Here is a 19,246-nt window from a genome sequence, read left to right as displayed (position 1 = left end):
TCCACTTCCCTACAACCGGGCAATTCGCTCATTTTCTCGGATGAGGGTTCATCACCTTGGCAAATGCTTTACTCACAGGGGCCTTCGGCGGCCGTGTTCCCGCGGAAGGTGGGTGCGGGGGAAGCATCGCTCGCGGGCGCGTCCAGATCCTTTTCGCCCGTTTTCCCGGGCTCGCGCGTCACTGCGGCGGGGTCGCCGGTGCCGTACCCGCTGTAGTCGCTCTCGATCCCCGCGGTCGAATTGCGGCTTTTCGTAGCTGAATTCCGTGCACCGGCCGCCGTCACCGCGACCGGTTTGTCCATGCGCAATCGCTCGAACAGTTTCTCGGCCTCGGGCTCCACGAGTTGGTCGCGATTGGCGTTGTAGACGTACGACTCCCGTGGCACGGTGAGGAATTGCACACGTTCGGTGGGGATGTCGCGCACCCCGCGCGCGAGTTCGTACAAAGCGCGCAAGCTGGCCAGACCCGGGTCCGTCGTGAGCGAGGACGTGGCCGCGTCCAGCACGGGGTAGAGCCGCACCGGATTCAGCAGGACGTCGTTGCCGCGCACCTTGTTGACGAGGGCGCCGAGGAAACGCTGCTGACGGTCCATCCGGTCGGTGTCGCTGCCGTTGCCCAGCGACTTCCGCGCACGCACATAACCGAGGGCCTGCTCGCCGTCGAGCTTCACCCGCCCCGCCGGAAGCCGCAGCTTGGCCGCCTTGTCGTGGATCGGCTCGGCCAGGCACACCTCGACGCCGTCGACCGCGTCGACCATGTCCTTGAACCCGTGGAAGTCGAGGACCACGTAATGATCGACGCGGATGTTGGTGAGCCGCTCGACGGTCCGGACCGTGCAGGCCGAACCGCCCACCTGGAAGGCGTAGTTGAACATCGCGAACATGGGCTCGGTGCGGCCGCCGTCGCGCCGTCGGCAACCCGGCACGTCCACCATCAGATCCCGGGGCAGCGACACGGCGGTGGCGCTGCGCCGCCCGGCGGACAGATGCAGCAGGATCGTCGTGTCGGACCGCGCGGTCCCGGAGTCCCGCCCGTAGCGCCGGTTCCCGTTCCCCGACCGCGAGTCCGACCCGATCACCAGGATGTTCTGCGCCCCCGCGACCAGCGAGGTGGGCCGCTCCCGCTCATACCGGGCGAGCTCGGCCGCGGCCTCCTCGTCCGGCGTGATGTTGCCGTCGAGCTTCGCGTAGACGGCCCACCCGGCCCCGCCCGCCGCGAGCAGCAGGACCACGACGGCCAGCCCCACCCCGCGAATCCACCGCCGCCTGCGCCGCCGTGCCAGCCCACTCCCGCCGGCCGAGGCCCCCACCCCCGGACCGAGGCCGACGTCGGCGCCGTTCCGTCCGGAGGGCGCGCCTGCGGTGTCGGTCACGTCGGATCCACCCCTCATGGCGTACGAGCGCGTCGTGCGGGCTGCTCCTACGACGATGGCGCGGACGGCGCGCCGGGGGCGGGTGGAGTTGAGCCGAACGGGTGATGCGGGGGTGTCCGAAGGGGGGTGCGGTGGCTCTCCGAGCGGGGAGGTGGAGGCTGCCCGAGCGGGGGCGCGGAGGCTCTCCGAGTGGGGACGCGGAGGCTCTCCGAGCGGGGGTGCGGTGGCTCTCCGAGTGGGGGCGCGGAGGCTCTCCGAGCGGGGGTGCGGTGGCTCTCCGAGCGGGGGCGCGGTGGCTCTCCGAGCGGGGGCGCGGTGGCTCTCCGAGCGGGGAGGTGGAGGCTGCCCGAGCGGGGGCGCGGAGGCTCTCCGAGCGGGAACGCGAAGGCTGCCTGAGCGGGGGCGCGGAGGCTGCCCGACGGGGTCGCCTACCTCGCGGTCGTGGTGACCCGCTCGCTCTCGATCCGCTTGGCCAGCGCGTCCTCGCCCAGCTGATCCAGGTTCCGGCACAGCACCACGGAGCCGCCGGTGGCCAGCGGCGCGTACAGCCCGGCGTTCAGTCCCTCCCAGGTGTCGTACGACAGCCCCGACAGCAGCCGGGATCCAGGCCCCGTCAGCCCCACCACCGTCGCCTCCGCCCGGGCGCGCTCGACGATCTCCGCCCCGCTGAACCCCCGCCCGGCCACGATCAGCGCCGGCTCCTCGGGATCCACCGGCGCGAACGGCGCGAACCGGTCACCCTGACTCGGAACTTCGACGGCGTAGTCCGCGAACCCCGCCGGAGTCTGCGGGAAACGCCCGCCGAGCGGCCGTAGGGCCAACGCGACCCGCTCCCCGGAACACGCCCGCGCGGCCTCCAGCGAGTCCGGCCCGCTCACCACCACGTCGGCCGCCCCCGGATCCCCGCCGACGTCCGCGATCACCCCCACCGACGAACACGCCAGCAGCCACACCGCGGTCTGCCAGTGCGCGGGCAGCAACAGCGAGACCCGGTCGCCGGGCGCCGCGGCGAGGTCGCCCTGGAGCAGGTTGGCGGTCTTGGCCACCCAATTGGCGAAGGTGACCACGGACAATTCGACACGTTCGCCCGTGGCATCGTCGTAGAAGGTCACCAGCGGGCGTCCGGGGTCCGCGGCGAGCGCGGAACTCAGCAGGTCGGCAGGGGTGCGGTCGGTGGCGTTCACCCACCGAAGCGTACGCGGGCCCGCCCCCGCGCATCGAGCCGCCGGGCCCCCGCCGCGCCACCGGTTCGGCGCAACGTCGCCCGACGGCCCGTCAACTCCCCGATGGACAGATATGTATTGCTATGTCCAGTATCGGGAACATGCGTGGATTCCTTGCTTCCTCGATCGGTGTCATGTGCGCGGCCGCCCTGGCTCTTTCGCTGACCCCGCCCGCGGCCGCGGCGAACACCCCGGCCCCGGCGGGTGCGGAGGCCGTCGCGGCCCTGACGGACAGTGCGGCCTCGGCGACCGCGAGACGGTTGACCGCGGAAGCGTCCGGCGGCACCCAGTCGCTGCCGCTCGCGCCCCTCGCCCGCGACCGCACCCCCGGCTCCGCCGCCGAACAGGGCCTGCCCCGCCGGGGCGTACGGCACTTCTCGCTCGTCGGCGTGGTCTGGGACGACCCCGCCACCGAACTCCACGGCCGCGTCCAGGTCCGTACCCGCGCCGCCGGCACGGGCAGGTGGTCCGGCTGGCAGGACGTCGAGACCCACAACGCCGAACACGCGGCCGACCCGGACACCGCCGAACGCAACTCGGGCCGCGTGCGCGGCGCCACGGCCCCACTGTGGGTGGGCGACTCCGACGGCGTGGAGGTACGCGTCCGGGCTGACGCCGAGAGCCAGGTGCCCAGCGCCGACGGGACCACCGGCAGCCCCCGTACGGCGACGGCGACCTCCCCCCTGCCCGCGGGCCTGCGCCTCGAACTGGTGGATCCCGGCGTGGAGGCGGCCCCGGCCGCACCAGGCGCCACCGTCGCGGACACCGTGGCCGGCCCCACCACGGTCCGCGGCAGTTCCCCGCAGGTCCTGGCGGACCGCACCACCGTCCGTGGCATCGCCCCGACCGCCGAACCGGCCGCGGCCCTCGCCGCCGTGGCGGCCTCCGCCGCCAACACCGAACTGTCGGTTCCCCTCGGCGCCACCGAGATCCCGGCGCTCGATCGGAAGGCGACGGAGCGGGAGCTGTCGGCCCTGCGGGCCGGCGAGTCGACGAAGTCGCTGCGGGCGAAGCCGTACATCGGACCGCGCCCGCGCATCGTCACGCGGCGCGGCTGGGGCGCGAACGAGAAGCTGCGGGAGCAGTGGTTCGGCTACACGAGCAAGGTCAAGGCGGCCTTCGTCCACCACACGGCGTCCGGCAACGGGTACCGCTGCGCGCAGGCCCCCTCAGTCATCCGCGGTATCTACCGCTACCACGTCGTCAGCATGGGCTGGCGTGACATCGGCTACAACTTCCTCGTCGACAAGTGCGGAAACATCTACGAGGGACGTGCCGGGGGCGTGGCGAAGCCGGTCATGGGCGCACACACGCTCGGTTTCAACACCAACAGCATGGGGATCGCCGTCCTCGGCAGCTACGGCACCACCAAGCCGTCCGCCGCTTCGGTGACGGCCATCGCTCGGCTCGCCGCGTGGAAACTCGGCCTTCACGGGGTCAATCCGCGTGGAAAGACATACCTGAAGTCCGGTGGTGGCAATCTCTACCGAAAAGGAAAGAATGTGCGACTGAATGTGATCTCCGGTCATCGGGACGGCTTCGCCACGGAGTGCCCCGGCCGAAAGCTCTACGGCAAGCTCGGCACGGCCCGCACGGCCGCGGCCCGCTACCAAGGACGCTAGGGCGGGGCGGGGCGGGGCGGGGCCTGGCCCCGGACTCCGACCCGGACTCTGACCTGGACCCGGGCCTGGATCCGGACCTGGACCCGGACCTGGCCCGGGTCGGCTCAGGAACGGGAACCGTTCGAGAGTCGGCGGAGTCTGTTCGACTGGCCGGAGGACACATTCGCCGCAGTCGGGGACAAGGGGCTGAATGCCGCCTGGCCGTCGACAGCAGCACACAACGGTCTGCATACACTGTCCGGTCGAAAGACAGTTCGGCCGGTCCCGGCAGGAAGCGGAGACGACAGGTGACAGAAGCGATCCTCCTGGTCGGCGGCAAGGGCACCCGGCTGCGCCCCCTCACGGTGCACACGCCGAAGCCCATGGTCCGCGCGGCCGGGGTCCCCTTCCTCACGCACCAACTGGCGAGAGCGAGAGCGGCGGGCGTCGACCACATCGTGCTCGCCACCTCGTACCTGGCCGAGGTGTTCGAGCCGTACTTCGGCGACGGCTCCGCGCTGGGCCTCCACATCGAGTACGTCACGGAGGAGGAGCCCCTCGGCACGGGCGGCGCCATCCGCAACGTGGCGGCCCGCCTCCACTCGGGCCCCGACGACCCGGTCCTGATCTTCAACGGCGACATCCTGACCGGCCTGGACATCCGCGCGCTGGTGGACACCCACGAGACCACGGGCGCGGACGTGTCGTTGCACCTCACCAAGGTCACCGACCCGCGCGCCTACGGACTGGTCCCCACGGACGACACGGGCAGGGTCCTGGCGTTCCTGGAGAAGCCCCAGACCCCCGAGGAGATCGTCACCGACCAGATCAACGCGGGGGCGTACGTCTTCCGCCGCTCGGTCATCGACACGATTGCGGCGGGCCGCCCGGTCTCGGTGGAACGCGAGACGTTCCCGGACCTGTTGGCGGCCGGGGCCCACCTGCAGGGCATGGTCGACTCCACGTACTGGCTGGACCTCGGCACCCCGGCGGCCTTCGTCCGCGGCTCGGCCGACCTGGTCCTGGGCCGGGCCCCGTCGCCCGCGGTCCCCGGCCGCGGCGCCGACCGCCTGATCCTCCCCACGGCCACCGTGGCCCCCGACGCCAAGCTGACGGGCGGCACGGTGGTCGGCGAGGGCGCCCTCGTCTCGGAGGGGGCGCGGGTCTTCGGGTCGACGATCCTCCCGGGTGCCGTCATCGAACCCGGCGCCGTCATCACCGACTCCCTCATCGGAACCCGCGCCCGCGTGGGCGAACGCTCCGTCCTCACCGGGACGGTCATCGGCGACGGCGCGGTCATCGGCGCCGACAACGAACTCCGCGACGGGATGCGGGTGTGGTGCGACGCGCGTATCCCGGCGGGGGCGGTGCGGTTCTCTTCGGACCAGTAGGCGGGGGTCAGTTGAGAAGTAGGCGGGGGCCGGTAGGCGGGGGACCGGTGGGATTGGTCGGCAGATGGGGGATGGGGCCTGGGGGGGAGTCCCTCTGGGGGGGAGCCCCAGGGACATCTCCATGACGCCGGCCGGCTTACAACCGCCCGATGTCCCCCCGGGGCATCCGCGGCGCCCGCCGAGCCGGAACCCTCCCGCTCAGCAGGATCAACCGGGCCGCCCGATGGCGCTGCCCCGCATACGGCTCCAGCAACTCCAGCATCACCGAGTCGTCCGCGTCCCGGTCCCCGGCCAACGCCCACCCCACGATCCCCGGCAGATGCAGATCGCCCACGGTCACCGCGTCCGCCGCCCCGTGACTGCGCTGCACCACTTCCGCAGACGTCCACGGCCCGATTCCCGGCAGGACCTCCAACCGAGCCTGCGCCGCCGCCGCCTCCATCCGAACGGCCTCCTCCATCCGACCCGCCACCCGGACAGCCCGCAGGATCGTCGACGCCCGCTTGTTGTCGACGCCGGCCCGGTGCCACTCCCACGACGGGATCAACGCCCACGTCCGAGGCGTCGGCATCACCCACAGCCGCCCACCCGCCGCGGGCCCCGGCGCCGGCTCCCCGAACTTCCGCACCAGCGACCGCCACGCCCGGTACGCCTCGTCGGTCGTGACCTTCTGCTCCAGAACCGACGGAATCAACGACTCCAGCACCAGCCCGGTGCTCGTCAGCCGAAGCCCCGGCCGCCGATGCCAAGCCCCCGCCACCACCCGGTGCCGAGGCGTGAACGCGGCCGGGTCGTCATCGGCGCCCAACATCCCCGGCAGCCGATCCAGCAGCCACTCCGCGCCCGGCCCCCACGCCTCCCCGCGCACCTCACCCCCGACCGCCGCGACCCGCAGCGTGCCCGGCCCGACCGGCGTCAGGCTGGCCCGCCACACGGACCCGTCCGGCATTGCCCGGAACGTCGGATCGCCCGGCCCCCGCCGAAGCGGCCCGAGCACCAGCCCGAGATCGAGCGGCCAGTTGGGCACCCACCTCCGCACCCGCCCCGCGGCCACCGGCGCCGCACCGCGCGCGGCGGGCACGACGACCTCCCCACCGCGCACGGTCGTACGCGTGGGCCGGGGAGCGAACCGTCCTGCCACGGGTGAGTTCCTGAAGGTGTCGAGGATGCCTGACGAGACTAAGCGGTACATACGACCACCGGGTGCCAACAACGCCCAAGGGGCGCGGGGCTGCATCGATATGCGGCTCCGCCGCGCGGGCGCGACCAGCCCCCACAAGCCCGCAGTCGCACACGTGACCCTGGGCCCCCAAAACCGTAGGCGTCGGCTCACCCAGCGGAGCGTCACCGCACCTCGATGAAGTCCCCCGCGTCCCGCTCAGCCCGCGCCCGCGGCTCCTCCGCCGGATGTCCGACCGCCACCGCCCCCATCGGATCCCAGTCCTCCGGCAGCCCCAGCACCTCCCGCACCACCTCACGGCAGAACATCGTGGACGACACCCACGCCGACCCCAGCCGCTCCCCGGCCAGCGCGACGAGGAAGTTCTGCACACCGGCCCCCGTGGCGACCACGAACATCTCCCGCTCCGCCGCGTCCCGCCGCGGGTCGCCGTACGTGTGCGACCCGTCCATGACGAGACACGGCACCACGAGATACGGCGCGCCCCGCAGCACATCCCCCCGCCGCACCCGCTTGGCGATGGACTCCTCGCTCTTCCCGTCCCGCCGCAGATCGGCGATCCAGGCCTCACGCATGGCGTCCAGCAACCCGGTCCGCGCGGCCTCGGACTCCAGCAGCACGAACCGCCACGGCGTCGTGTGGTGCGGCGCCGGCGCCGTCACGGCCGCGGCCACGGCCCGTCGGACGGCGCCCGGGTCGACCGGCTCGTCCGTGAAGGCCCGTACCGTACGCCGCTGGGTCACCGCGGCCCGTACCGCTTCCGAGGTGCCCAGCCGGAACATGTCGTCGCGCGCGACGCGCACCATGGTCCGCGCACCCTCACTGTGTTCCTCGGCCACCATGTGCGCCAGCCCGCGCACCACGGCGACCGGCAGCCCTGCGGTCTTGCCCTTCACCAGGTCTCCGGCGGCGGCCAGTTCGTCCGCCGTCGCGACGACCGTCGCGCTGAGCGGATTGCCGTGCGCGTCCGTGCCGCCGCGCAGGTCGTCGAGCACCCGCACTCCGGCGGCGCCGATCGCCACGTCCGTGAGCCCCGCGCGCCAGGGCCGCCCGAAGGTGTCGGTGACGAGGACGCCGACGTCGACACCGAGGGCGCCCCGCAGGCCGTCCCGGATCGCCCGCGCGGACGCGTCCGGATCCTCGGGCAGCAACAGGACCGTCCCCGAAGGGGTGTTGGAGGCGTCGACACCGGCGGCGGCCATCACCAGCCCCTGCCGGTTCTCGACGATCCTGAGCGCACCGCGCCGCGCCACGACCCGTACGGTCTCGGCGTCGATCGCGGCCTCCCGGTCGGACGCCCGCAGTACACGCCCCTCCGCCTTCGACACGATCTTCGAGGTGACGAGGAGGACGTCCCCGTCGGCCAGCCCCGGCTCGGCGGCGGCGATCAGCTTGGCGAGGTCGTCGCCCCGCTGCACCTCGGGGAGCCCGGGCACCGCCCAGACCCGGTAACCGTCGACAGGTACGCCGCTCAAACCGCCCGCACCTCCTCGGCCAGCGTCAGCGCCTCCCGAGCCATCTGCGCGGACGCCTCGAGGTCGGTCATCATCAGTGGCACGGCCCGGCACCGGATCCCGGCGGCCTCCACCCGCTCCACCACGCCCGCGTCCACGGTGTCGACCAGCCAGCCGTCCAGCAGTCCCGAGCCGTAGTGCTCGGCGACCGCCGAGGCCGTCGTCTCCACGCCGACCGCCGCGAGCACCTTGTCCGCCATCCCGCGCACGGGCGCGTCCCCGACGATGGGGGACAGGCCCACCACCGGCACCCCGGCGTCGGCGATCGCCTCGCGGATGCCGGGCACGGCGAGGATCGTGCCGATGGAGACGACCGGGTTGGAGGGCGGGAAGAGCACGACGTCCGCCTCCGCGATGGCTTCCAGGACGCCCGGTGCCGGCTTGGACTGCTCCGCCCCGACCGGCACGATCGCCTCGGCCGGCACACCGGCCCGCAGCCGCACCCAGTACTCCTGGAAGTGGACCGCCCTGCGCTCCCCGTCGACGTCGACGGCGACATGGGTCTCGACCCGGTCGTCCGTCATGGGGATCAGCCGTACGCCCGGCTTCCACCGGTCGCACAGCGCCTCGGTCACCGCGCTGAGCGGATAACCCGCACTGATCATCTGCGTCCGCACGATGTGCGTCGCGAAGTCCCGGTCGCCGAGCCCGAACCACTCGGGCCCGGCTCCGTACGCCGCGAGCTCCTCCTTGAGGTGGAAGGTCTCGTCGGCCCGCCCCCAGCCCTGCTCCTCGTTGATGCCGCCGCCGAGCGTGTACATCACCGTGTCGAGGTCCGGGCAGACCTTCAGCCCGAAGAGGTGAATGTCGTCCCCGGTGTTACCGATGACCGTGACGTCCGCGTCCGGCGCGGCCCGCTTCAGACCGCGCAGGAACCGGGCACCACCGATGCCGCCTGCCAGAACCACAATGCGCATGGGCCAAGTCTTGCAGGCGGGTACGACAACGCGTCACGCGGTCACGTGAAGCGTCAGCCGGTCCCGCCATGCGTCAGGCGGTCACGACGTCCACGTCGTCGTAGGTCGCGGGGGCCGCGCACGCCATGGGGGCCTCCCCGGTCGCACGCGGTGGGGACTGGGGGAGCATCGGCATCTCGGTGAGGCCCGGGTAGTAGACGTGCAGGCTCACGGCCGGCTCCAGCGCGTCGTTGACCACCTCGTGCACGTACCCCGGGGCGAAGACCCGCTGGGCGCCCGCTCCCAACGCGCGGGTGCCCCGATCGGTCCGCTCGGTCAGCGTGCCCTCCAGGACGGTCAGAATGCCGGAGGAGCGGCCGTGGCCGTGCAGCCCGCTGCCCTGCCCCGGCACCCAGGACAGCAGCCACACCTCGTAGCCGGGCCCGGTACGCAGCCGGTGGTACCAGCGCGTGGTCGCGTCGTACCGGACGAGGTGCTCCCACTGGGAGCGGTCGGCGGCGAGGGAGCGGGCCAGGCCGACGAACTCGGCGACGGTGGCCGGGTGCTCACGCGGGGCCTGGAGCAGGTGCGGGACTTCGAGGAGGTCGCCGGCGATCTGGATGTCGCTGTCGCTGTTCATGGGATGGGGTGTTTCCTCGACGGAAGAGTGGGGGCTGGGTGTCGCGTACCGTCCGCCCGGGTCGCGAGCGGGAGGGATGCCCGGTGAGGGCTCGATCCGGGTGGGGATCAAAGGAAACAGCAGCCGAGTCGCGGTGGACTCACGTACAGCCGGAGCGCGTTGGGCTCAACAGCTGGGACAGCAACAACAGCTACAGCGAGCGTGGGCAGCACCGAGGGACCCGGCCGAGCGGGTCGAGGTGAGTGCCAAGTTCGCGAGCATGCCCACAAGGACATCGGTTCACACCTTCACTGTCAACTCGGGACTCGCGAAGTGGGACATGTTTCACCTCATCCGGTCCATCTCCGAGGTGAAAGGTTTGTGCAGGCGTCACCCGGGACACATGGGCACAGCCGGGTGCGCAAGCCCCGTTGTGATCCCGTGATCCGACTGTGATCCGGTTCGCTGCGGCGCGCGTGTCGGAACGAGATCGAACTCCCGGGCGTCCTTCTCCGTACAGGTCCGGAAAGACCCTGCGCGACATGGGGCACCCTCTCGGGCCCAGTCTGGTTGTCAAGGTTTATGCCGATTTGAACACTTTCTGCTAGGCCTTGGTTCCGCAGAGTGAATAAGGGACCCAATAGCAGATCTCGGCTTGACTCGCCCGGAGCAGCACACTTGTAATTTCACTCGTGTCGTTCAGCCGAATTCGGTAACGGCTAGATCACGGGGACGCGAAAGACAGACGAGGGGCGCACATGACCGAGCTGGTGCAGCAACTGCTGGTCGACGACGCGGACGAGGAACTCGGCTGGCAGGAGCGCGCGCTGTGCGCCCAGACCGACCCCGAGTCCTTCTTTCCCGAGAAGGGCGGCTCCACCCGCGAGGCCAAGAAGGTCTGCCTCGCCTGTGAGGTCCGCTCCGAGTGCCTCGAGTACGCCCTCGCCAACGACGAACGGTTCGGCATCTGGGGCGGTCTGTCCGAGCGTGAGCGCCGCAGACTCAAGAAGGCCGCCGTCTGACCCGAGGGGTATCCGCCTCCCGTCCGCGCACACATACCTTCACGAACGGCCCGTCGCCGGTGGGTTGTCCACAGCGGCGGGCCGTCCTCGCCCTCCCGTCGCCCGGCCACCGCCCCTCATCGAGGCGCTTCGCGCCGCCCCTTTTGGTTCTGCCGATAGTGTGGGCGCTCGTCCGAGACGCCCCGCTGCCCCCTCGGGGCAGAGGCGTCCACCGCAGTCCACCGAACCGGGGCCCGTACCTCGATGTCCGTGCACAGCCACACGGCAGCCCAGCAAGACAGCGCTGCCACACCTGAGTTTCCGCGTCATGTGGTGACCGCGGTCCTCGTCTCCCACGACGGCGCCCGCTGGCTGCCCGACGCGCTCGCCGGGTTGCTCTCCCAGGAGCGCCCCGTGCAGTTCGCCATGGGAGCCGACACCGGCAGCGCGGACCAGTCCGCCCAGCTGGTCACCGACGCCCTCGGCGCCGACCACGTGCTGCACCTCGCCCGGCGGACGGGCTTCGGCCAGGCCGTCGAGGAGGCGGGCCGCACCGCCCCCGTCCTCACGCCCGAGGAGCTGCCGTACCTGAAGCGGCCGAGCGGCTGGGACCCCGTCAGCCGCACCTGGCGCGACGACGCCTACGACCTGCCGGAACTCCCGCACGGAGAACCGGTCCAGTGGCTGTGGCTGCTGCACGACGACTGCGCCCCCGAACCGGACGCCCTGGCCCAGCTGCTGCGGGTGGTGGACAGCGAGTACGAACTGGGCCGGGACGACGTCGCCGCCGTGGGCCCCAAACTCCGCGGCTGGTACGACCGCCGGCAACTGCTGGAGGTCGGCGTCACCATCGCCCACTCCGGCCGCCGCTGGACCGGCCTCGACCGCCGCGAACAGGACCAGGGCCAGCACGACCACGTCCGCCCGGTGCTGTCCGTCTCCACCGCGGGCATGCTGATCCGGCGCGATGTCTTCGAGCAACTCGGCGGCTTCGACCGCCGACTGCCCCTGATGCGTGACGACGTCGACCTGTGCTGGCGCGCCCACGCGGCCGGCTACCGCGTCCTGATCGCCCCGGAAGCCGTCGTACGACACGCCGAGGCCGCCTCGCGCGAGCGCCGCGCCGTCGACTGCGCGGGCCGCACCACCGCCTCTCCGCACAAGGTCGACAAGGCCGGCGCGGTCTACACCCTGCTCGTCAACACGCGCACGGCCGTGCTGCCCTGGGTGCTGCTGCGGATCGTCCTCGGCACCCTGCTGCGGACCGTCGCCTACCTCGTCGGCAAGGTTCCCGGACAGGCCGTCGACGAGATCCGCGGTCTGGTGGGCACCCTGCTGCGGCCCGAGCGGATCCTCGCCGGCCGCCGCAGGCGCGGCCGTCCGGCCGTCGGCAAGGAGGAGACGCGGCCGCTGTTCCCGCCGCCGGGCGCGACGATCCGCGCCACGGTCGAACAGGCCGCGGGCGACCTCTTCGGCAGCTCCGACCCGGAGGCCACCCCCGGCGCCGGCCGGCACGGCGGCGGGATCGAGTCCGGGCCCGGCGGCGACGACGCCGACTTCCTGGAGATCGAGCAGTTCGCCCGCCTCAAGCGCGTCGCCCGCAAGCCCGGCCCGGTCCTCTTCCTGATGCTGCTGCTGGTCTCCCTGGTCGCCTGCCGCGCCCTCCTCGGCGGCGGCGCGCTGGCGGGCGGCGCCCTGCTGCCGGCCCCGGCCGACTCCGGTGAACTGTGGTCCCGTTACCTCGACGCCTGGCACACCGTGGGCGTCGGCGGCACCCCGCCCGCGCCGCCGTACCTCGCCCTCGTCGCGATGCTCGCGTCCGTGCTGTTCGGCTCGACCGGCCTCGCGGTCACTGTCCTGCTGGTCTGCTCGGTCCCGCTGGCAGGCCTCACCGCGTACTTCGCCTCCCGCCCGCTCGTCGAGTCCCGCCTCCTGCGCGCGTGGGCCGCCGTCGTCTACGCCTTCCTGCCCGCCGCCACCGGCGCCCTCGCCGGCGGCCGCCTCGGCACCGCCGTCCTGGCCATTCTGCTGCCGCTCATCGCGCGCGCGGGCATCGCGGCCAGCGGCCTCGCGAACGCCTCCGGCACGCGCGGCAGTTGGCGCGCCACCTGGGCGTACGCACTGCTCCTGACGGTCGCCACCGCGTTCACGCCGATCATCTGGCCCATCACGCTGGTCCTCGGCATCGGCCTGCTGGCCGTGCGCCGCGCCGAGATCATCGCCTACGGCCTGCGCTTCCTGGCCCAGTTCGGCGTCCCCCTGCTCGTCCTCGCGCCCTGGTCGCTGACGCTGCTCCCGTTCGGCTTCTTCCGGGAAGCCGGCCTGGAGTACGGTGCCTCGGCGGCCACCGCCCTCGACCTGCTCGGCATCAGCCCCGGCGGCCCCGGCACGGTCAGCGGACTGATGCTCATCGGCGTGGTCCTGGCCGCGCTGGCCGCCCTGCTGCGCTCCGAGCGGCAGTTCGGCATCTGGACCGCCTGGACCGCGGCCCTCGTCGGCCTGGTCTTCGCGGTCCTGTCCAACGCCTCCACCTGGGCCGGGCCCGCCACCCTCGTCTACGGCCTCGCCTTCCTGGCCGCCGCCGTTCTCGGCGCCGACGGGGCACGCGCGCGCGTGGCCGAGCAGAGCTTCGGCTGGCGCCAGCCGGTCGCCGCGCTGATCGCCTTCGCCTCGGCCGCGGGCCCGCTGCTCGTGGCCGCCGGCTGGATGATCGGCGGCGCCGACGGGCCGCTGGAGCGGCGCGACCCCGTGCAGGTGCCCGCGTTCGTCGCCGAGGAGAGCGGCAGCAGCGACCAGGCCCGCACCCTCGTCCTCGACAGCGACTCCGCCGCCCATGTCGGCTACCTGCTCGTCCGAGGCTCCGGCGGCCGCCTCGGCGACGCCGAACTCACCGCCGCCGACGGCGAGAACAGCGGGCTCGACAAGGTCGTCGCCAACCTCGTCGCCGGCTCCGGCGCCGACCAGACCGACCAGCTCGGCAAGTTCGCCGTGCGCTACGTCCTCGTCCACAAGGGCGCGCCCCGCGAGGTCACCCGCGTCCTGGACGCCACGCCGGGGCTGTCCCGGCTCAGCCAGCAGGACGGCAGCGGCCTGTGGCGGGTCGACCAGGAGGTCGCGCGCGCCACCATCGTGACCGAGTCCGGAACCCCGCGGCCCGTCGCCGCCGGTCCCGTCGACATCCACACCACGATCCCGTCCGGCGCCGACGGCCGCGTCCTGCGCCTGGCCGACACCGCAGCCGAGGGCTGGACGGCCACCCTGGACGGCCGGCCGCTCACCCGCACCACGGTCGACGGCTGGGCCCAGGGCTTCGAACTCCCCGCCTCCGGCGGCAAGCTGGACGTCACCTTCGACGACCCGTTCGCCCACACCGCCTGGCTGTGGGCGCAGGGCGCCCTCGCCGTCGTCCTCGTCGTGATGGCGCTGCCCGGCCGCCGCCGTCACGTCGACGACGACCTCCCCGAGGAGCCCGTCGTCCCCGCCCAGGCCGTCGCCGGCGAGGGCCGCCGCGCCCGCCGTCTGCGCGCCCAGGCGGAGGCCGAGGAAGGCGGCCGGCCCGACGAGTTCCCGGCGCCTCCCCCGGAGGAGGCGCCCGCCCCCGCTCCCGTCCCGCAGCAGTCCTACGGCCAGTGGGACACCCCGAGCTACACCGGCGCCGAGTACGGCAACGGCTACGGCGGCGAGCAGTACCAGGACGCCCAGCAGCAGTACCCCGCGGGCGGCTACGACCAACAGCCCTACCAGGCGGACCCGTACCAGGGCGGCCCGTACGACCCGTACGCGTACGGCGGCCAGTCCCAGCAGACGCCGTACGACCAGGGCTACGGCCAGGAGTACCCACAGCAGGGTTACGACCAGGGCTACGACCCCGCGTACGACCCGGCGCAGCAGCCGCATCCGCACGGCACCGACCCTGAGCAGCGCCCCGACGGGAGCCAGCAGTGAACCGCACCACCCTGTCCCTGATCGGCGGCACCGCCGCACTCGCCGCCGTCACCGGGTTCGCCGCCCTCCACACACCGGACGCCGCCGGCACGAACACCGCGCGGACGGCCGCCGAACTGCCCGTGGAGCGCACCAGCCTGCTGTGCCCGGCGCCCAGCCTCTCCGACCTCGCGGAGACGTCGTACACGTCCTTCACGCCCGTCACCAAGGGCGCCGGGAGCGACGGCAAGGGCGAACTCCAGCCCGCCGCCGGGCAGTCGACGGACGGCAAGGGCGCGACGAAGAAGAAGGCCGACAAGCCGGTCCTGACCCCGAAGGAGCCCGGCACCCCGGTCACCGGGGACGTCTCCGGCGCCGAAAGCCCCGCACTCCTCGGCACCGCCGAGGGCGGTTACGCGCCCGGCTGGACCCTCCAGGAGACCACCGAGGTCGCGGTGGGCACGGGCCGCGGTCTCCAGGGCGTCAACTGCACCGCCCCGGACACGGAGTTCTGGTTCCCCGGAGCCAGCACGGCCGCCGACCGCACCGACTACGTGCACCTCACGAACCCCGACGACTCCGCCGCCGTCGTCGACCTGGATCTCTACGGCAAGGACGGCGCCCTGCAGACCACGGTGGGGGAGGGCATCACGGTCCAGCCGCACTCCAGTGAGCCGGTGCTGCTGTCCACGCTCACGGCCGCGAAGCAGGAGAACCTCACCGTCCATGTGAACGTCCGCAGCGGGCGCGTGGCCGCGTCCGTGCAGGCGCTGGACGACCGGCTCGGCGGTGACTGGCTGGCCGCGGCCACGGACCCGGCGGGCAGCCTCGTCCTGCCCGGCATCCCGAAGGACGCCACCGCCGTACGCCTGGTCGCCTTCACGCCCGGCGACGCGGACGCCGACCTGAAGGTGCGCCTCGCCTCCCCGACCGGGCCGATCACGCCCGCCGGGAACGAGACACTGCACGTGAAGGCGGGCATGACAAGCGCGGTCGATCTCGGGGACGTCACCCGAGGCGAGGCCGGCTCCCTGATCCTGACCCCCACCGACCAGTCCGTTCCGGTGGTCGCCGCCCTGAGGGTCGTCCGCGGCAAGGGGGACAAGCAGGAGACGGCGTTCATCCCCGCCGCCGCTCCCGTCGGCAAGCGCGCGACGTCCGTCCACAACAGCTCCAAGGGCAGCACGCTCGCCCTGACCGCCCCAGGCGGTGCCGCGAAGGTCAAGGTCACCGCCTCGGCGGGCAGCGGCGGCGGCACTCCCGCGTCGAAGACGTTCACGATCAAGGCGGGCACCACCCAGAACGTCGAGGCACCGGTCCCCAGTGGCCTGAAGGGTACGTACGCGCTGACGGTGGAGCCGCTGTCGGGGGGCCCGGTCTACGGGGCCCGCACCCTGGCGGCCACCGAGGACGGCATTTCCGGCTTCACCGTCCAGACCCTGGCGGACGACCGGGGGACGGTGGCGGTACCGGAAGCCGACGAGGACCTGTCGGTGCTGCAGAAGTAGCCGGGCCGGGCGGGAGGACCGGCTGAGGTCAGTCCTCCCCGTACCGGGGATCCACCGTCTCCGGAGTCAGCCCCAACAGCTCCGCGACCTGCTCCACGACGATCTCGTGCACCAGCGCGGCCCGCTCGTCCCGGCCCTTGGTGCGGATCTCCACCGGCCGCCGGTACACGATCACCCGAGCCCGCAGCCCCTCCTGTGAGGGAATCGTGCCGCCCAGGGGAACCGCCTCGTCGTTCCAGGCCTCCCTCGGCCCGTCGAGCCGCGGCACTCCGATCACCAGGAAGTCGATGTCGGCGAGCTGCGGCCAGCGCCGCTCCAGCCGTTCCACGGAGTCCTGCACCAGATCCGCGAACCCTTCCGCACGGCTCGCGGCGAGCGGCACCTGCGGCGGCGCGATCGGGCCGCGCATGCCCCGTCCGTGGCGATCACGACGGCGGGGCCCGGGTCCGGCGGCACGGGGCGTTACGGGGTTGTCCATCACTGGTGAAGCGTAGTCCCCGCCACGCGCGCGTGCCCGACCCCCACGCGGCGTCGGGACGGCATCCGTCCATGCCGCACGCATGTCGGTAGTTGACCATTCCAGCCAAGAATGGGCTCGTTTCCGTATCTCCACGAGACCGTCGACCTCAAGGCGATTGGCATGGTTTGTGTCGAGTGGTGACCGGGCTCGGGGTCGTTCGGCCTCTCGGAAAATGGTGTCGGTGCAGGTCAGAGAGGTGTGTCCGGTGAGGCGTGTGGGGCGTTCCACAACACGACACAGTGGAGTGGCCCGGGGGAGAGTCGTCGCGGCCCGCTCAAGAGTGCGGTACCGTCCAACGTCGTGAGCCCTGTACGTCGCTGTTCGCGAACCGCTTGCGGCCGCCCCGCCGTCGCGACGCTGACGTACGTCTACGCCGACTCGACCGCGGTCCTCGGCCCGCTCGCCACCTACGCCGAACCCCACTGCTACGACCTGTGCGCCGAGCACTCCGAGCGCCTCACCGCCCCGCGCGGCTGGGAGGTCGTCCGCCTCCTCGACAGCTCGGCTCCGGCCCGGCCCAGCGGCGACGATCTGGAAGCGCTTGCCAACGCGGTGCGCGAGGCGGCCCGCCCCCGGGGACGCGCGGCCGGGGCCGGCGGCGGTGGCGGAGGGCGTGGGGCGGACCCGATGGAGGTCGCGCGCCGCGGCCATCTGCGGGTGCTGCGCTCACCGGACAACTGAGCACGGACCTGAGCGCGGCCCTGAGTACGGCCGCTGAGTACGGCCGCTTCCGATCCGTTTCGCCGAACTACCGGATGACGCACACCCATTGACGTGTCGTTGGCGCGGACACGACCATTCCGTAAGCCGAAGTGAGAAATTGCTTTCCGCATGACGGAATCCGGGGAGCCGCCCGTGTACGTCCAGGAACTGGAACCCGTCGCCGACTCGCTCGGCCTGTCCGCCCTCGTGGCGACACTTCCGCTGGTGATCGTCCTCGTGCTGCTCGGCGGTGTCCGCGTGAACGCGCACCTGGCGGGCCTCACCGGCCTCCTCGCGGCCGTACTGGTCGCCTGGCTCGGGTACGGCATGCCACTGGGACAGACGGTCTCCAGCGCCGCCCAGGGAGCCGCGTTCGGCCTCTTCCCCATCCTGTGGATCGTCGTCAACGCCCTGTGGGTGTACCGGATGACGGTCCGCACCCGGCACTTCGACATCCTGCGCCGCTCCTTCGGGCGGCTGTCCGACGACCCGCGCATCCAGGCCCTCGTGGTCGCCTTCTGCTTCGGCGCGCTCCTGGAGGCCCTCGCCGGCTTCGGCGCGCCCGTCGCGATCTGTTCCGTCATGCTCGTGGCGCTGGGCTTCGACCCGGTGCGCGCGGCGGTCGTCGCGCTGGTCGCCAACACCGCGCCCGTCGCCTTCGGCGCGATGGGCACGCCGGTCGTCACCCTCGCCCAGGTCACCGGACTGCCCCTGGACACCGTGGCGTCCGTGGTGGGCCGTCAAACCCCCTTGCTGGCCCTGGTGGTGCCGCTGGTGCTGGTCTGGCTGGTGGACGGCCGCAGGGGCCTGCGCGAGACCTGGGTGCCCGCCCTGGCGTGCGGAATCGCCTTCGCCGTGGCCCAGTTCGCCGCCTCGAACTACCTCTCCGCGCAACTCGCCGACATCGGGGCCGCCTTGGCGGGCGCGGGCGCCCTGGTCGCCGTACCGCACGCGCGCAGGCCGGCCGCCGAGCCCGTCCGCGCGGCGGTACTGACCGGCACCCGCAGCGAGGACCTGGACGAGACCGACCCGCGCGGCGAAGTCCTGCGCGCCTACGCCCCGTACGCGCTGATCGTCGTGATCTTCTCCATCGCCCAGATCCCGGCCGTCAAGGACTGGCTGGCCCAGACGACGCAGACCTACGACTGGCCCTTCTTGAACGTCGTCACCCCGGACGGCGATCCGGTCGGCGGGAACCTCTTCAGCTGGCCGATCGTGTCCACCGGCGGCACACTCGTGCTGCTCGCCGGCGTGTGCACGGCCGTCGTGCTCAAGGTGCACGCGCGCGTGGCGGTCAGGGAATGGGCCGCGACGGTCCACGAGTTGAGGTTCGCGATCCTGACCGTGACGTCCGTCCTGGGCCTCGCCTACGTCATGAACCTCTCCGGACAGGCCGCCACCATCGGCCACTTCGTGGCGGCCGCCGGCGCCGGGCTCGCCTTCCTCTCACCGGTCCTCGGCTGGTTCGGGGTGGCCGTCTCCGGCTCGGACACCTCCGCCAACGCGCTCTTCGGGGCGTTGCAGGTGACCGCGGCCCGCGAGTCGGGACTGTCCCCGGAGCTCCTGGCCGCCGCCAACAGCTCCGGCGGCGTCCTCGGCAAGATGATCTCGCCGCAGAACCTCACCATCGCCTGCGCGGCCGTGGGCCTCGCGGGCCGTGAGGGGGATCTGCTGCGCAAGGTGCTGCCCTGGAGCGCCGGACTGCTCCTTGTGATGTGCCTGATCGTGGTCGGGCAGAGTTCCCCGGTACTGGGCTGGATGCTGCCCTGACGACACCCCTGCGCGGTCTGACCT

The 19,246-nt window shown here is 72.6% G+C and carries 14 protein-coding genes; 7 read left to right on the top strand and 7 right to left on the bottom strand.

The genetic code is table 11. From position 1 onward, the window contains the following. Positions 1–68: 68 nt before the first annotated feature. A complete protein-coding gene (locus AB0H86_RS19725; protein WP_362440647.1) occupies positions 69–1,310 on the bottom strand; it encodes an LCP family protein in 1,242 nt (413 codons plus the stop codon). A gap of 491 nt (positions 1,311–1,801) precedes the next feature. Continuing rightward, complete coding sequence (locus tag AB0H86_RS19720; protein WP_362439831.1) at positions 1,802–2,557, bottom strand: TIGR03089 family protein; 756 nt, start codon at positions 2,555–2,557, stop codon at positions 1,802–1,804. Between the two features lie 140 nt (positions 2,558–2,697). On the opposite strand from AB0H86_RS19720, the gene AB0H86_RS19715 reads away from it, so the two are divergent. Then, positions 2,698–4,218, top strand: a complete 1,521-nt coding sequence (locus AB0H86_RS19715; protein ID WP_362439828.1) for a peptidoglycan recognition protein — start codon at positions 2,698–2,700, stop codon at positions 4,216–4,218. A gap of 287 nt (positions 4,219–4,505) precedes the next feature. Further along, positions 4,506–5,588 (top strand): NDP-sugar synthase, encoded by a 1,083-nt coding sequence (locus tag AB0H86_RS19710; RefSeq protein WP_362439825.1) that lies wholly within the window; start codon positions 4,506–4,508, stop codon positions 5,586–5,588. Between the two features lie 136 nt (positions 5,589–5,724). Here AB0H86_RS19710 and AB0H86_RS19705 read toward each other — a convergent pair whose 3' ends face one another. From AB0H86_RS19705 to AB0H86_RS19690, 4 genes are all read right to left on the bottom strand, one after another. Continuing rightward, complete coding sequence (locus AB0H86_RS19705) at positions 5,725–6,729, bottom strand: DNA-3-methyladenine glycosylase 2 family protein (protein WP_362439822.1); 1,005 nt, start codon at positions 6,727–6,729, stop codon at positions 5,725–5,727. Between the two features lie 203 nt (positions 6,730–6,932). Further along, on the bottom strand, positions 6,933–8,243 hold the full coding sequence (locus tag AB0H86_RS19700) for a coenzyme F420-0:L-glutamate ligase (RefSeq protein WP_362439819.1): 1,311 nt from the start codon (positions 8,241–8,243) through the stop codon (positions 6,933–6,935). Further along, entirely contained in the window at positions 8,240–9,199 is a 960-nt protein-coding gene (gene cofD / locus AB0H86_RS19695; protein WP_362439816.1) for a 2-phospho-L-lactate transferase, read from the bottom strand. Before cofD ends, AB0H86_RS19700 begins: the two co-directional genes overlap by 4 nt. A 73-nt stretch (positions 9,200–9,272) precedes the next feature. Further along, positions 9,273–9,818: a cysteine dioxygenase family protein gene (locus AB0H86_RS19690; protein ID WP_362439813.1), complete on the bottom strand. Its 546-nt coding sequence runs from the start codon at positions 9,816–9,818 to the stop codon at positions 9,273–9,275. A 737-nt stretch (positions 9,819–10,555) separates the two neighbouring features. On the opposite strand from AB0H86_RS19690, the gene AB0H86_RS19685 reads away from it, so the two are divergent. The 3 genes from AB0H86_RS19685 (at position 10,556) to AB0H86_RS19675 (ending at position 16,230) form a co-directional block, all read left to right on the top strand. Further along, complete coding sequence (locus AB0H86_RS19685) at positions 10,556–10,819, top strand: WhiB family transcriptional regulator (RefSeq protein WP_003975777.1); 264 nt, start codon at positions 10,556–10,558, stop codon at positions 10,817–10,819. 243 nt (positions 10,820–11,062) lie between these two features. Beyond that, positions 11,063–14,743: a glycosyltransferase gene (locus tag AB0H86_RS19680; protein ID WP_362439810.1), complete on the top strand. Its 3,681-nt coding sequence runs from the start codon at positions 11,063–11,065 to the stop codon at positions 14,741–14,743. Beyond that, positions 14,740–16,230: a DUF5719 family protein gene (locus tag AB0H86_RS19675; protein ID WP_362439807.1), complete on the top strand. Its 1,491-nt coding sequence runs from the start codon at positions 14,740–14,742 to the stop codon at positions 16,228–16,230. The genes AB0H86_RS19680 and AB0H86_RS19675 overlap by 4 nt, the downstream gene beginning before the upstream one ends. A gap of 28 nt (positions 16,231–16,258) precedes the next feature. Here AB0H86_RS19675 and AB0H86_RS19670 read toward each other — a convergent pair whose 3' ends face one another. Then, complete coding sequence (locus tag AB0H86_RS19670) at positions 16,259–16,708, bottom strand: metallopeptidase family protein (RefSeq protein ID WP_362439804.1); 450 nt, start codon at positions 16,706–16,708, stop codon at positions 16,259–16,261. 342 nt (positions 16,709–17,050) lie between these two features. Between AB0H86_RS19670 and AB0H86_RS19665 the strand changes: the two genes are divergently transcribed. Both AB0H86_RS19665 and AB0H86_RS19660 read left to right on the top strand, forming a co-directional pair. Beyond that, positions 17,051–17,431, top strand: coding sequence for a DUF3499 domain-containing protein (locus tag AB0H86_RS19665; protein WP_362439801.1), 381 nt, complete (start codon positions 17,051–17,053; stop codon positions 17,429–17,431). Positions 17,432–17,605: 174 nt separating this feature from the next. Next, positions 17,606–19,222 (top strand): L-lactate permease, encoded by a 1,617-nt coding sequence (locus tag AB0H86_RS19660; RefSeq protein WP_362440644.1) that lies wholly within the window; start codon positions 17,606–17,608, stop codon positions 19,220–19,222. The last annotated feature ends 24 nt before the right edge of the window (positions 19,223–19,246 follow it).

Source organism: Streptomyces sp. NPDC050997 (assembly GCF_040660135.1).
GTDB lineage: Bacteria > Actinomycetota > Actinomycetes > Streptomycetales > Streptomycetaceae > Streptomyces.
This window is presented reverse-complemented; position numbering and strand designations above follow the sequence as displayed.